General features: G+C 72.4%; 12 protein-coding genes. 9 read left to right on the top strand and 3 right to left on the bottom strand.

All coding sequences use genetic code 11. From position 1 onward, the window contains the following. The first annotated feature begins 168 nt into the window (after positions 1–168). The 5 genes from OO60_RS02800 to mptB all read left to right on the top strand — a co-directional run bounded on the left by OO60_RS02800 (position 169) and on the right by mptB (position 7,273). Complete coding sequence (locus OO60_RS02800) at positions 169–2,001, top strand: ABC transporter substrate-binding protein (RefSeq protein ID WP_004561963.1); 1,833 nt, start codon at positions 169–171, stop codon at positions 1,999–2,001. A 3-nt stretch (positions 2,002–2,004) separates the two neighbouring features. Beyond that, the gene (locus OO60_RS02795; RefSeq protein WP_004561964.1) at positions 2,005–3,030 is read left to right on the top strand and encodes an ABC transporter permease; all 1,026 of its coding nucleotides are present in this window, start codon (positions 2,005–2,007) and stop codon (positions 3,028–3,030) included. Then, positions 3,027–3,923 carry an ABC transporter permease gene (locus tag OO60_RS02790; protein ID WP_004561965.1) on the top strand — a complete coding sequence of 299 codons (897 nt, stop codon included), beginning with the start codon at positions 3,027–3,029 and terminating at the stop codon, positions 3,921–3,923. Before OO60_RS02795 ends, OO60_RS02790 begins: the two co-directional genes overlap by 4 nt. Then, a complete protein-coding gene (locus tag OO60_RS02785; protein WP_004561966.1) occupies positions 3,920–5,572 on the top strand; it encodes a dipeptide ABC transporter ATP-binding protein in 1,653 nt (550 codons plus the stop codon). Before OO60_RS02790 ends, OO60_RS02785 begins: the two co-directional genes overlap by 4 nt. Before the next feature lie 165 nt (positions 5,573–5,737). Further along, a complete protein-coding gene (gene mptB, locus OO60_RS02780; protein WP_004561967.1) occupies positions 5,738–7,273 on the top strand; it encodes a polyprenol phosphomannose-dependent alpha 1,6 mannosyltransferase MptB in 1,536 nt (511 codons plus the stop codon). 56 nt (positions 7,274–7,329) lie between these two features. On the opposite strand, the gene OO60_RS02775 is transcribed toward mptB, so the two are convergent. From OO60_RS02775 to OO60_RS02765, 3 genes are read right to left on the bottom strand one after another with little or no spacing between them, the layout of a single operon-like run. After that, positions 7,330–7,731 (bottom strand): TIGR03668 family PPOX class F420-dependent oxidoreductase, encoded by a 402-nt coding sequence (locus tag OO60_RS02775; RefSeq protein ID WP_004561968.1) that lies wholly within the window; start codon positions 7,729–7,731, stop codon positions 7,330–7,332. After that, on the bottom strand, positions 7,728–8,627 hold the full coding sequence (locus OO60_RS02770; RefSeq protein ID WP_033260719.1) for a S66 peptidase family protein: 900 nt from the start codon (positions 8,625–8,627) through the stop codon (positions 7,728–7,730). The genes OO60_RS02775 and OO60_RS02770 overlap by 4 nt, the downstream gene beginning before the upstream one ends. After that, positions 8,624–10,540 carry a prolyl oligopeptidase family serine peptidase gene (locus OO60_RS02765; protein WP_004561970.1) on the bottom strand — a complete coding sequence of 639 codons (1,917 nt, stop codon included), beginning with the start codon at positions 10,538–10,540 and terminating at the stop codon, positions 8,624–8,626. The genes OO60_RS02770 and OO60_RS02765 overlap by 4 nt, the downstream gene beginning before the upstream one ends. A gap of 77 nt (positions 10,541–10,617) precedes the next feature. On the opposite strand from OO60_RS02765, the gene OO60_RS02760 reads away from it, so the two are divergent. Genes OO60_RS02760 through OO60_RS02745 form a run of 4 tightly spaced genes read left to right on the top strand, consistent with a single transcriptional unit; the run spans position 10,618 to position 13,732 of the window. Continuing rightward, positions 10,618–11,193, top strand: coding sequence for a DUF3090 domain-containing protein (locus OO60_RS02760; protein ID WP_004561971.1), 576 nt, complete (start codon positions 10,618–10,620; stop codon positions 11,191–11,193). A 2-nt stretch (positions 11,194–11,195) separates the two neighbouring features. Next, a complete protein-coding gene (locus OO60_RS02755) occupies positions 11,196–11,993 on the top strand; it encodes an SCO1664 family protein (RefSeq protein ID WP_004561972.1) in 798 nt (265 codons plus the stop codon). Beyond that, positions 11,978–12,865: an aminoglycoside phosphotransferase family protein gene (locus tag OO60_RS02750; RefSeq protein ID WP_004561973.1), complete on the top strand. Its 888-nt coding sequence runs from the start codon at positions 11,978–11,980 to the stop codon at positions 12,863–12,865. Before OO60_RS02755 ends, OO60_RS02750 begins: the two co-directional genes overlap by 16 nt. 51 nt (positions 12,866–12,916) lie before the next feature. Further along, positions 12,917–13,732 carry a DUF3097 domain-containing protein gene (locus OO60_RS02745; protein WP_033260718.1) on the top strand — a complete coding sequence of 272 codons (816 nt, stop codon included), beginning with the start codon at positions 12,917–12,919 and terminating at the stop codon, positions 13,730–13,732. Positions 13,733–13,747 lie beyond the last annotated feature (15 nt).

Here is a 13,747-nt window from a genome sequence, read left to right as displayed (position 1 = left end):
TAGCCAGCCCGCCCGGCCCCCGGACGCGGAATGCCCCCATCCCGATGTCACCGAGCGTGACGGCGTATGGATCGATAACGATCGGGCACCTGCCGAGGCGGCAACATATTGCGCGGTTGTCCCCGCATGTGGTTACTTCTCGTCTTCGGGGAGGCTCACATGCGAACGATGGGGTGGTTTTCGGTGCAGTTCCAACGCAGATCCGGGCGGTTCGCCCGCGCGGGTGCGGTCGTCGCGGCCGCGACACTGGCGGCGATCCCGCTCGCCGTTCCCGCCCACGCCCAGCAGGCCAAGGTGCTGCGGGTCGCGCTCACCACCGGCATCGACCACCTCAACCCCTTCACCGCCGTGCTCGCCGCGTCCACGCAGATCGGCCGGTTCACCTTCGAGTTCCTCACCGTCCCGGACGCGGAAAAGGCCGAAGCCTCGCCCGCGCTCGCCGAGTCGTGGACCCCGTCGGCGGACAAGCTGACCTGGACGTTCAAGATCCGCAGCGGCGTCAAGTGGAGCGACGGGCAGCCGGTGACCGCCAAGGACGCGGCCTACACCTTCAACCGGATGCTGACCGACGAGAACGCCCGCACCGCCAACGGCAACTACGTGGCCAACTTCGAGACGGTCACCGCACCCGACGACACCACGCTCGTCATCAAGACCAAGACCGTGCAGGTCAACATGAACCTGCTCGACGTGCCGATCGTGCCCCAGCACATCTGGGAACCGGTCAAGGACCTCAAGGCCGCCTCGACCGACAGCCTCGCCGTCGCCGGCGTCTCCGACGGCCCCTACCACGTCACCGAGTACAAGCCGAACGAGTACGTCAAGTTCAGCGCCAACAAGGACTACTGGCGCGGCGCCCCCAAGGTCGACGAACTGCAGCTGCTGCAGTTCAAGGACACCGAAGCCGCGGTCAACGCGCTCAAGCAGGGCGAAGTCGACGTCATCAACCGGCTCAACCCCAACCAGTTCGCCGCGCTGCAGGGCCAGCAGGGCATCACCACCAACGCCGCCCCCGGCCGCCGCTACGACGAGCTGGCGCTCAACTTCGGCGTCACCGACAACGCCAACAACCCCATCGGCGACGGCAACCCGGTCCTCAAGGACCTCAACGTCCGCAAGGCGATCGCCCAGGCCGTGGACACCAAGACCATCGTCGACAAGGTCCTCAAGGGCCTCGGCCAGGTCGGCGGCGGCGTCGTGCCCGCCGTCTACGCCGCCTACCACTGGGACCCCAGCGACGCCGAACGCATCAAGTTCGACCTCGCCGCCGCCAACACCACCCTCGAGCAGGCCGGCTACAAGAAGGGCGCCGACGGCGTCCGCACCGCCCCCGGCGGCGCGAAGCTGGAACTGCGCCTGACCGGGCACGCCAACCGCAGCTACGACCAGGGCGTCGCCCAGTACGTCACCGGCTGGCTCAAGGACGTCGGCATCACCGTCAAGCAGGACCTGGTCTCCGACGACGAGCTGTCCGACCGCACCTCCACCGGCAAGTACGACCTGGCCATCGGCGGCTACGGCACCAACCCCGACCCGGACTACGCGCTCTCGCTGCACACCTGCGCCGCGCGCCCCAGCCCGGACGCCAAGGGCGGCAGCACCGACACCTTCTTCTGCGACGCCGCCTACGACGACCTCTACAAGAAGCAGCTGACCGAAACCGACGACGCCAAGCGCGCCGACTACGTCAAGCAGGCACAGGCCCGGCTCTACAGCCAGGTCCCGACGATCGTGCTGGACTACCAGAACGCCCTCGAGGCCTACCGCTCCGACAAGTTCGCCGGCTTCACCACCCAGCCGCAGCCCAAGGGCGCGATCCTCGAGCAGACCGGCTACTGGGGCGTCTACGGCGCCACCCCGGCCGGCACCACGAACGCCGCGGACTCCGGCAGCGGCAACACCGTGCTGTGGGTCGTCCTCGGCGCGGTCGTCGTGGTCGTCCTCGTCGGCGGCGGCATCGCCCTGAGCCGCCGGAACAAGACCTCGGAAGACCGCGAGTAACCGATGACCGCCCCCGAACAAGCCGCGGTGCTCGCCGATCCCGGCGAGCACCGCGGCGGGACCGGCACCGCCCGGTTCGTGCTCAAGAAGCTCCTCGAAGCCGTCATCAGCGTCCTGCTGGTGATCGTGCTGTTCTTCTTCCTCTTCCGGATGCTGCCCGGCGACCCGGTCGCGGCGATGACCCGCGACCGCGTCACCAGCCCCCAGCAGATCGCCGAGCTGCGCGAGAAGATGGGCGTCGACAAGCCCGTCTTCGTCCAGTTCGGCACCTACTTCTGGAACCTGCTGCACGGCGACCTCGGCGAATCCCGGCTGCTCAACAACGGCCGCCCGGTCGCCGACATGATCGGCGAACGGCTCTGGCCGACCATCCTGCTCGTCGGCAGCGCCACCCTGCTCGCCGTGCTCCTCGGCCTGTGGCTGGGCATCCGCGCCGCCTGGCGCCGCGACAGCGTCTTCGACCGCACCCAGACCGGGATCGCGCTGACCCTGTGGTCGGTCCCGCAGTTCTGGCTCGGCCTGATGCTGCTCGTGGTCACCAACGGCCTGTTCCCCAGCCGCGGCATGCACTCGCCCGACGCCGCGCCGGACTTCCTGTCCCAGACCCTCGACGTCCTGCACCACCTGGTGCTGCCGTGCGTGACGCTGCTGGCGGTGTTCTACGCCCAGTACATGCTCATCATGCGGTCGTCGCTGCTGGGGGAGATGAACGCCGACTACCTCACCACCGCCCGCGCCAAGGGCCTGCGCGACGACCTCGTCCGCCGCCGCCACGCCGTCCCCAACGCCCTGCTGCCCACCACCACCCTGGTGTTCATGCAGTTCGGCATGGTCGTCTCCGGCGCCGTCACCGTCGAAGCCGTGTTCAGCTGGCCCGGGCTGGGCCAGCTCACCTACGACGCCCTGCACGGCCCCGACCTGCCGGTCCTGCAGGGCGTGTTCACCGTGCTGGCGAGCGCGGTGGTGCTGATGAACCTGCTCGCGGAACTGCTCTACCGCGTGCTCGACCCGAGGGTGCGTACCTCATGACCACCGCCGAGACGCCCCGGCAGATCGCCTGGGCGCGCCGCCGCGCGTCCGCCGCCCGGACCTGGCGCGAGTTCGCCGCCCAGCGCGCCGCGCTCGCCGGGCTCGTCCTGCTCGGCGCCACCGTCGTCGTCGCGCTCCTGCTGCCGCTGATCAGCGACCAGAGCGGCCTCGACGTCACCAAGGCCACCGGGCAGCCGCTGGCCCCGCCGGACGCCGGCCACTGGCTCGGCACCGACAACTTCGGCCGGTCCGTGCTGCTGATGACCGTCTGGGGCAGCCGCGTCTCCCTGCTCGTCGGGTTCTCCGCCGCCCTGCTGTCGGTCGTCATCGGCACCCTGATCGGCATCACCGCCGCCCACTTCGGCGGCTGGGTGTCGGCGACGCTGCTGCGGTTCACCGACTTCTTCCTGGTCCTGCCCTCGCTGATCCTCGCGATCGCGCTCTCGGCGGTGCTGCCCAAGGGCGTCGGCACGATCATCATCGCCATCGGCCTCACCGCCTGGCCCAGCACCGCGCGCCTCGTCCGCGCCCAGACCCTGACCATCGAAAGCCGCCCCTACATCGAGCGCGCCCACGCCCTCGGCGGCGGCCACCTGCACGTCATCGGACGGCACGTGCTGCCCGGCGTGATGCCCCTGGTGCTGGCCAACACCACCCTGGTCGTGGGCAACGCCGTCATCGCCGACGCGACCCTGTCCTTCCTCGGCGTCGGCGACCCCAACTCCGTCACCTGGGGCCTGGTGCTGGAAAGCGCGCTCAACAACGGCGCCATCAGCCGCGGCGCCTGGTGGAACGTGCTGCCGCCCGGCATCGCCATCGTCCTCGTCGTCCTCTTCTTCACCCTGGTCGGCCGGGGCCTGGAGACCGTGTTCAACCCGAGGTTGAAGAAGTGACCACCCCGCTGCTGCAGCTGTCCGACCTGAACGTCACCTACGCCGTGGGGGACAAGGAGGTCCCCGCCGTCCGCGGCGTCGGCCTCACCCTCGACCCCGGCGGCACCCTCGGCGTCGCCGGCGAATCCGGCTCGGGCAAGTCCACCGTCGCCATGAGCGTCCTGCGGCTGCTGCCCCGCACCGCGAAGACCACCGGCGAAATCCTCCTCGACGGCGAAGACGTCACCACCATGAAGTGGGGCCGGCTGCGTGCGGTCCGCTGGGCCGAGGCGTCGGTGGTGTTCCAGGGCGCCATGCACGCGCTCAACCCGGTCCGCAAGATCGGCGAGCAGATCGCCGAACCGCTGCGGCTGCACCCGCCGTCCGGCAAACCCCTCACCGACGCGCAGGTCGACGCCCGCGTCGCCGAGCTGCTCACCCAGGTCGACCTGCCCCCGGGCCGGGCCGGCGCCTACCCCCACGAGCTGTCCGGCGGGCAGAAGCAGCGCGTCATGATCGCCATGGCCCTGGCCTGCTCACCCCGGCTGATCATCGCCGACGAGCCCACCACCGCCCTCGACGTCATCGTCCAGGCCCAGGTCCTCGCCCTGCTCACCAAGCTGGTCGCCGAACAGCACATCGGGCTGATCATGATCAGCCACGACCTGTCCGTGCTCGCCGCCACCTGCGACCGCATCGCCGTCATGTACGACGGGCAGATCGTCGAAGAAGGCCCCAGCGCCGACGTGATGGGCTCGCCTCGCCACGAACACACCCGCGCGCTGGCCGCGGCGTTCCCGACCGTCGGCGACCCGGTGTCCCGCTTCGCCCCGGCCACCAGCAACCCGCTGCCGCCCGAACCCCCCGGCCGGGTGGCCGGTGGCGAGCCGCTGCTGGCCGCGGAAAACCTGCGCGTGTCCTTCCGCGACCGCACCGGCAAGCGCATCGACGCCGTCGCCGGGGTCGACCTCACGGTGTCCCGCGACGAGATCGTCGCGCTGGTCGGCCAGTCCGGCTCCGGCAAGACCACCCTCGCCCGCACCCTGCTCGGCCTGCAGAAACCCGACTCCGGCGTGGTCCGCTACGCCGGCGACCCGGTGCCCACCGGCGGCGCGGGCCTCAAGGCCTACCGCCGTCAGGTCCAGCTCGTCCTGCAGGACCCCACAAGCGCGCTGAACCCGGCCCACACCGTGTACGAAGCGGTCGCGGAAGGGCCGCGGATCCACCAGCTCGCCGACGAACGCGCCGTCGTCCACCGGGCGCTGGAAGCCGCGGAACTGCGGCCGGCGGAGAAGTACGCCGACCGGCTGCCGCACCAGCTCTCCGGCGGCCAGCGCCAGCGGGTCGTCATCGCCGGGGCGCTGGCGCTCGAACCGTCGGTGGTGGTGGCCGACGAACCGGTCGCCTCGCTCGACGCCTCCGTCCGCGGCGAAATCCTCGCGCTGCTGCTGCGGCTGCGCCGCGAACTCGGCCTCGCCGCCCTGGTGATCACCCACGACCTGGGCCTGGCCTGGAACATCGCCGACCGCGTCGCCGTGATGTACCGCGGCGAGCTCGTCGAAACCGGAACCGTCGAGCAGGTCCTGCTCGACCCGCAGCACGAGTACACGAAGTCCCTGCTGGCCGCCCTCCCGGGCGGGACCGCCCAGCGCCGCACCGTCGGCACCTGACCGGGAAGCCGCCCCTCCGCTGCCGCGAATGACTCATTCGGGACCTCCGACGTCCCGAATGAGTCATTCGCGACCTTCCGCGCGGCGCCGGTCCCGGTCGCGGCAGGCGGCAACCCGGCACTGCGGGAACCCCGCGCGAGCGCAGTGTGTAATCTCCGAACGGAAATGGCGACCACCACCGACCCCGCACAGACGCCCTCGGCCGGACTGGCCGAGCGGCTCCGCGTGCCCTCGCGATTCCCGTACCGCACGATCGCGATGGGCACGGTCGGCAGCACGCTGCTGATGATCGCCGCCCTCGGCGCCGGCGGCATCCTCATCAAGGACCCCGTGCTCGGGCACGGCCCGCTGTCGTGGGTCCGCTACGGCCACGGCCGCATGCTCGCCAACGCCGTTCTCTACACCGGCTTCGGGCTCGTCGTGTGGGCGTGGGTCCGGCTCGGCCGCTACGTGCTGCTCGGCCGCGTCGGCAGCCGTCCCGTGCTGATCGCGGCCGGCTGCTGGATGGCGCCGCTGCTGGTGTCGCCGCCGCTGTTCACCCGCGACGTCTTCTCCTACCTCGGCCAGGGCGCCCAGCTGCTCTACGGGCTCGACCCGTACGCCAACGGCCCCGCCGAGCTCGACGTGCTGCCGAACGTGGTGCAGAACGTCCACCCGCTCTGGCAGACCACCCCGGCCCCGTACGGGCCGCTGTTCCTGCTCATCTCCAAGGGCGTGGTCGCCACCACCGGCGACAACATGATCCTCGGCGTCATCCTGATGCGCGTCGTGCTGCTGGTGGGCCTCGCGGGGACGCTGTGGGCGCTGCCGCGGCTGGTCAAGCACCTCGGCGGCAAGCTCCCGGTCGCGCTCTGGCTCGCCGTGGCCAGCCCGATGATGGTCATCCACCTCTTCGGCGGCCCGCACAACGACCTGATGATGCTCGCGTTCCTGACCATCGGCGTCCTCGCCGCGCTGGAACGCAAGCACGTCGCCGCGATCGTGCTGGTCACCATCGGCATGCTGATCAAGCCCACCGCGGCGATCGCGCTGCCGTTCCTCGTCTGGATCTGGGCCAACCACCTCGAAGGCGAGTCCAAGGTCCGCAACTTCCTGCGCGCCGGCGCCGCCTCGGTCGGCCTGTTCCTCCCGGTGTTCGTCGCCGGCACCTGGATCTCGCTCGGCTCGCTCAACCTCGGCTGGTGGTCGGGGTTGAAGGCCCCGCAGCTCATCGCGAACTGGCTCAACATCCCGACCGGCATCGGCGAGGTGTTCTACAACCTGGTCCACCTGATCGTGGACGTCCAGGTCTCCCCGTTCGTCACGGTCGCCCGCGCGGCCGGCATGCTCCTGCTGATCGGCATCGGCATCCGCCAGTGGTGGCTCGGCCGCGGCGGCGGCACCGAGGCGGTCTACCGCGCCGGGATCTCGCTCCTGGCCGTGGCGATCCTCATGCCGCCGACCCTCCCGTGGTACCTGACCTGGGGTTTCGTGCTGCTGTCGGCGTTCAAGTGGCAGCCGAGGCACCTGGCGCTCGTGGTGGCGGTGTCGGTGTTCGTGACGCTGGTGTACTACCCGACCGGCGAGCAGGCACTGTACGACTGGTGGTTCATCGCCCTGGTCGTGGTGGCCAGCCTGTACTCGGCGGCGTCCCTGCTGCGCCCGGACCCCCTCGGCCTCATCGACGCCTGGCGCCGCCCGGAGAAGTTCCTCCGCGACTGATCAGGTCTGCCGCGGCCCTCGTGAGTGGTAAGGCGAGTTCTAACTCGCCTTACCACTCACGAGCCCGTCCAGCCGCGCCAGGTGTGGATCTCCGTGACCACCACCGCGTGTTCCGGTGGGCGCTGCGCGTACTGCGAGTACTTCGCCACCAGCCACGACACCGGCTCCGAGCCCGGCGGCAGCACCTGCGCGACACCGTCCGCGCGGGCCCACCACAGCCGCGACCAGTCCTCGTCGTAACCGTCGGCCAGGAAGCACACCGCCGGGTTCTCCGCGATGTTGCGCAGCCGCCGCAGCGCCACGGACGACTTCGGCTTGTGGTCCACCGCGAACACCACCACGTCACCCCGCACCGCGAACGTCACCGGCACCAGGTGCGGCACCCCCTCGGCCGAGACCGTCGCCAGCCGCGCGACCCGCGCGGCGGCGAAGCGGTCCCTGGCCTCCTCGGGGGTCATGTCAGCGCGGGGGAGTCGAACGTCAGCGTCCCCAGGTCCGCGTCCAGCGTCACCGGCACCCCCAGCGGCAACGTCGGCGACGACGCCACGTGCCCGAACCCGAACTCCTCGACCAGCGGCACCCCCAGCGGCACCAGCCGGTCCACCACCAGCGCCCGGATGTCCGCCGCGTCGCCGCACGCCGCCCACGAACCCAGCACGATCCCGCGCACGCCGGAGAACCAGCCGCTGCGCAGCAGCTGCGTCAGCATCCGGTCCAGCCGGTACACGCTCTCCGTCACGTCCTCCAGCAGCACCACCGCGTCCCGCGCCGACCCCTGCTCCGGCGTCCCGATCCCGGCCGCCAGCAGCGACAGGTTCCCGCCGGTCAACCGGCCCGACGCCCGGCCCGGCACCAGCGCCGAGCCACCCCGGACCACCAGGTTGCGCTCCGGTTCGAACAGCGACCGCCGCAGGTGCTCCACCGCGAAGTCGTCGAACAGCACGCTCGCCGGCATCGGCGAGAACAAAGTGGACAGTCCGAGGTGGACGTCCACCGCCCGGTGCAGCGCCGTGATGTCCGACGACCCGGCCAGCACCTTCGGGCCCGCCGCCCGCAGCGCCGCCCAGTCCACCAGCTCCAGCATCCGCTGCACGCCGTAGCCGCCCCGCGCCGCCACGACGCACCGCACGCCCGGGTCCAGCCACGCCTCGGTTAACTCCGCCGCCCGCGCCGCGTCCGGACCGGACAGGTACGGCGGCGACCCGGGCGACGCACGCACGCACGGCCCGACCCGCACCTCCACGCCCCAGCCGCGCAGCACCGGCAGCGCCTTCTCCAGCAGGTCCGCCGGCACCGGCCCGGCCGGCGCCACCAGCGCCACCGTGTCCCCGGCCCGCAACCGCGGCGGCCTCACCGCGACAGCTCCAGCCGCGCCACACCCGGCGTCTCGAACCCGAACGCCTGACCGTAGAACGACAGCTCCGCCTCCAGCGCCGCCACGATCGTCGCCGCCTGCCGGAACCCGTGCTGCTCCCCGGGGAACCGCTGGTAGGCGTACGGGATGCCGCGCCCAGCCAGCCCGGCCACGAACCGGTCCGCCTGCTCCGGCGGGCAGATCCGGTCCTCCAGGCCCTGCTGGAACAGCACCGGCCCGGCCAGCGCCCCCGCGTTCGCCAGCGGCGAACGCTCCAGGTACCGCTGCCGCGCCGCCGGCAGCGGCCCCACCAGGCCGTCCAGGTACCGCGACTCGAAGTCGTGTGTGTCGCCTTCGGTGCCGGTCCACCCGGCCAGGTCCAGCACCGGGAACATCACCGTCCCGGCCCGGTAGGTCTTCGTCGTCGTCAGCGACGCCGCCGCGGTGAACCCGCCCGCGCTGCCGCCGCGGATCCCGAGCCGGTCACCGTCGGCCAGCCCGGCCGCCACCAGCGCCTCGGCCACCGCGACGCAGTCGGCGACGTCCACCACACCCCACTGCTCCCGCAGCCGCTCGCGGTAGGCGCGCCCGAACCCCGTCGACCCGCCGTAGTTCACCGCCGCCACGCCGATCCCGCGGCTGGTGAAGTACGCGATCTCCAGCTCCAGCGCCGGGAGGTGCTGCCCGGTCGGCCCGCCGTGGACGTGGACCAGCAGCGGCGGCCGCTCGCCCTCGGGCGCCGCGAACTCCGGGTTCCGCGGCGGGTACAGCACCACCGGCACGGTCTCCCCGCCGGCCGTGCCGAACACCCGCTCCTGCGGCACCGGCAGGTACGCGTGCGGCAGCTCCGGCTGCGGGGTCAGGTCCGTCACCGCGCCGCCGGGCGAAACCCGCACGACCGCGGCCTCGCGCGCCGGGCCACCCGCGACACCCACCACCTCGTCCCCGGAGACCGCGAAGGCGGTCGAAGACCACGCCGTCAGCTCGCCCGCCACCGGCGTCACCGAACCGTCCGCCTCGTCGAGCACCGCCAGCCGCCCCGAGGACAGCACCGCGTACCGCCCGCCGCCCAGCGCCGCGAACCACCGCGATCCCGGCTTCCACAACGGCCCGCCCAGCTCCTGCTCGACCGGTGCGACGTTCACCACGGACCCGTCGAGGCCGACCCGGTGCAGGTTCCACCAGCCGTCCGGGTCCGCCAGCGCCAGCAGCGACGACGGCGTCTCCCACTCGACCTGGCACACCGAGACGTCCGCGCCGCCGGCCAGCACCCGGTGCGGCCCGAACGCGCCGTCCGCGTCGACCGGCGCGACGCACAGCTCGGTGCCGTCCCACGGCATCCGCGGGTGGTCCCAGCCGAACCAGGCCGCGTGCCGCCCGTCCGGCGACAGCTTCGGCACGGTCAGGAACCGGTGGCTCGCGGCCAGCACCCGCTCGCCGCCGTCCAGCCCGATCGCCACCAGCGCCCGCTCGACGTCCGTCGGCCGCGGCCCGGTGCCGCGCTCGCGGACCGCCCACACCTCGCCGGGCCGCCCGGCCCGCAGATCGCCGTAGCGGACCCCCTGCGGTTCCGCCGGCGCCGGGGTGAGGGGCACCACGCCGGTTTCGCTCTGCGCGTACACGCGCTGGTCGGCCCAGTGCGTGAACACCACGACACCGTCGGCGGCCGCCCACGGCCGCCCGCCGTACTCGTGCAGCCGGTTGCGGACGTTCCAGGGGGCCGGCAGCACGTCCTCGGTGCCGCCCGGCACCGCCCGGACCAGCGCGACCCGCCCCTGTTCACCGGGTCGCGCCTCGGCCCACCACACCTCGCCGGAGACGACGTCGAGCCACTGCGGGCCGCCGCCGGCGGCGGCCACCTCGGCGGCGGTGATGGGCGAAGACCAGGTTCCGTACGGCGAGATCCGAGACACCCCCAGAGGCTAGCGGCCCGCGAACGGTGGGGCGGCGGATGCCGATCATGCGGCGGTGGCCTAGGGTCGTCAGTGCTATGTCTCGCGTAATCCACGTCTTCCGCCAGCCGGATCGGTTCGTCGCCGGCACCGTCGGCGAGCCCGGCGATCGCACGTTCTACCTCCAGGCGTCGGAGGACGTGCGCACGATCAGCGTCACCATCGAAAAACAGCAGGTCGTCGTCCTCGCGGAACGGCTGAGCTCGCTGCTGGAGGAGGTCGCCAGCCGGTTCGGCGCCGACGTGCCCGAGGAGGTCCCCGAGGACCTCGTCGACGTCGACCCGCTCACCGTGCCGGTCGAGGAGGAGTTCCGCGTCGGCACCATGGGGCTGGGCTGGGACGCCGACAGCAGCGCGGTCGTCATCGAACTGCTCGCCATCACCGAGGGCGAGGTCGACGAGACCGTCGTGCTCGACGACACCGAGGAGGGCCCGGACGCCGTCCGCGTCTTCCTCAGCCCGGCCGCCGCCCGGGCCTTCGCCGAGCGAGCCGACCGCGTCGTCAATGCTGGCCGCAAGCCGTGCCCGCTGTGCGGCGAGCCCCTCGACCCGACGGGGCACATCTGCCCCCGGCAGAACGGCTACCGGCGCGAGACCGACGCGGGCGAAGACTGACCATGACGCCTGCCCCGGCCGACCCCGCCTCCCGCGAACTCGTCACCCACGGCCGCATCGACGTCGAAGGCCGGCTCGTCGACGCCTCCAACGTCACGCTGTTCTGCGCCATCGAGCTCGACGGCGTCACCGGCCGGGTCGTGTACAAGCCGGTGTCGGGGGAGCGGCCGCTGTGGGACTTCCCCGACGGCACCCTCGCCGGGCGCGAGGTCGCCACCGCGATCATCGCCGACACCACCGGCATCGGCGCGATCCCGCCCACCGTGCTGCGCGACGGCCCGTTCGGCCCCGGCATGGTCCAGCTGTGGGTGGAGACCACCGAAGACGACCTGGTCGAAGTCCTGCCGCCCGACGAGGTCCCCGACGGCTGGCGCGTGGTCCTGCACGCCCACGACCGGGCGGGCGAGCCCGCGGTCCTGGCCCACGCCGACCACCCCGGGCTGCGCGACCTCGCCGTGCTCGACATCGTCACCAACAACACCGACCGCAAGGGCGGGCACCTGCTGCCCGGCACCGACGGCCGCGTCTACGGCGTCGACCACGGCATCTGCCTGCACACCGACCCCAAGCTGCGGACCGTCCTGTGGGGCTGGATCGGCGAGCCGGTGCCGCCCGCCACCGTCGAGAAGCTGCGCAAGCTGCGCTCGGAGCTCGACGGCGGCCTCGGCAAGACCCTCGCCGAGCACATCACCAAGTTCGAGATCCGCGCCCTGGCCGAACGCACCGACCTGCTGCTCGCCGAAGGCATCTTCCCCGAACCGGGCGACGACTGGCGCGCCGTCCCGTGGCCGCTGTTCTGATCGACGACAGCGCCCGCGCCCGGCTCGTCGGCCGCTTCGGCGCCGAACTGGCCGAACCGTGGTGCGACACGCTCCCGGACCTGGTGGCCCGGCTGAGCGCGAAGTGGGGGCTGACCGTCCGCGAGGCCCGGCCCGGCAACACCGGCCGCACCCTCCTGTGCACCGGCCCGGCCGGTGAGCTGCAGGTCCTCAAGCTGACTCCCGACCACGAAGTCGCCCGCCTGGAGTTCGCCGGGCTGAACGCCTGGGCCGGCTGCCCGCGGGCCGTGCAGGTGCTCGACACCGAGCTCGAAGCCGGCGCGATCCTGCTCGAAGGACTGGTCCCCGGCACCGAACTGCGCGGCCGCGAGGTCCCGTGGCCACAGATCGGCGCGCTGCTCACCGAGCTGCACGCGGTCGCGCCCCCAGCCGACCTGCCCCCGCTGACCGAGCGCGTGACGTTCATGTTCGACATCACCGAGCGGACCCTCGCGGAGTCTGCGGCCGAGCACCTCCTGCCGCCCGGGCTCCTCGCGAAAGCCCGCAGCCGGGCACTGGCGCTGGCCGGGGACGGCCCGGTCGCGGTCGTCCACGGCGACCTGCACCCCGGCAACGTCCTCGACGCCGGCCCCCGCCGCGGCCCGGTCGCCATCGACCCGCGCCCCAGCGTCGGCGACCCGGCCTTCGACCTCGCCGACTGGCTCTACCTGCCGCTTTCCGCCGGTGGCACGCTCGACGACGGCATCGAGGCGCTCCGCCCCCACCTGCCCGGTCTCGACGCCGGACGGGCCCGCGCGTGGTGCGCCGCGCTGGCTCCGCTGGCCGCCCTCGCCCCGCTGCGCCGGGGTGAGCGCACGCCGTTCACCGATGTCCTGCTGGAGATGGCGCGCTGACCGGCGTGGCATGACGCTGCCGGGCGCCCGCGGCCACTAGGTTGCCTGGTCGTGCGCTCCCAACGCTATGACGACGTGCTCGCCGGCCCGCGCCGCAAGAAGGTGCCGGAGGTCCCCGCCGAACCCGGCCTGGTCGTCGAGGACCCGGCCAGCGGCTACTGCGGCGCCGTGGTGAAGATCGAGTACGGCAACGTCGTGCTCGAGGACGCCAAGGGCCGTCACCGCGTCTTCCCGCTCGCCCCCGCCGGGTTCCTCCTGGAGGGCAAGCCGGTCACGCTGGTGCCGTTCAAAGCCCCGGCGAAGGCCCCGGCCCGGCAGGTCTCGGCGTCCGGATCCGTGCGCGTCGAAGGGCTGAAGGCCCGCGTCGCCCGCGACTCCCACATCTGGGTCGAGGGCAAGCACGACGCCGAGCTGGTCGAACGCGTCTGGGGCCACGACCTGCGCGTCGAAGGGGTCGTCGTCGAGCCCCTCGACGGCGTCGACGTCCTCGCCGGCCGGATCGCCGAGTTCGGCACCGGCGCCACGCGCCGGCTGGGAGTCCTGGTCGACCACCTGGTGCCCGGCAGCAAGGAGTCCCGGCTGGTCGAGGCCATCCACGACGAGAACGTGCTGGTCACCGGCCACCCGTACATCGACGTCTGGGAAGCCGTGCGGCCCGAGGCCGTCGGGATCCGGGCGTGGCCGAAGATCCCCCGCGGCACCGAGTGGAAGCAGGGCATCTGCGACGCGCTCGGCTGGGGGCAACCTTTCGAAGGCTGGCAACGTGTCCTGAGCGGGGTGAGCAGTTTCCGCGACCTCGAGACCCCGCTCATCGGGGCCGTGGAACGGCTCATCGACTTCGTCACCGAACCGACGGAAGAGGGCTGAATGTCCGTTTTGTCC

Source organism: Amycolatopsis vancoresmycina, assembly GCF_000716785.1.
Taxonomy (GTDB): Bacteria; Actinomycetota; Actinomycetes; order Mycobacteriales; family Pseudonocardiaceae; genus Amycolatopsis; species Amycolatopsis vancoresmycina.
Note: the sequence above shows the minus strand (reverse complement) of the source record. Positions and strands in the feature narration are given on the sequence as shown.

Coding starts and splice junctions, on each gene's coding strand:
- OO60_RS02800 (WP_004561963.1), top strand. CDS start 169: ATGGGGTGGTTTTCGGTGCAGTTCCAACGCAGATCCGGGCGGTTCGCC.
- OO60_RS02795 (WP_004561964.1), top strand. CDS start 2,005: ATGACCGCCCCCGAACAAGCCGCGGTGCTCGCCGATCCCGGCGAGCAC.
- OO60_RS02790 (WP_004561965.1), top strand. CDS start 3,027: ATGACCACCGCCGAGACGCCCCGGCAGATCGCCTGGGCGCGCCGCCGC.
- mptB (WP_004561967.1), top strand. CDS start 5,738: ATGGCGACCACCACCGACCCCGCACAGACGCCCTCGGCCGGACTGGCC.
- OO60_RS02775 (WP_004561968.1), bottom strand. CDS start 7,731: ATGACCCCCGAGGAGGCCAGGGACCGCTTCGCCGCCGCGCGGGTCGCG.
- OO60_RS02760 (WP_004561971.1), top strand. CDS start 10,618: ATGTCTCGCGTAATCCACGTCTTCCGCCAGCCGGATCGGTTCGTCGCC.
- OO60_RS02755 (WP_004561972.1), top strand. CDS start 11,196: ATGACGCCTGCCCCGGCCGACCCCGCCTCCCGCGAACTCGTCACCCAC.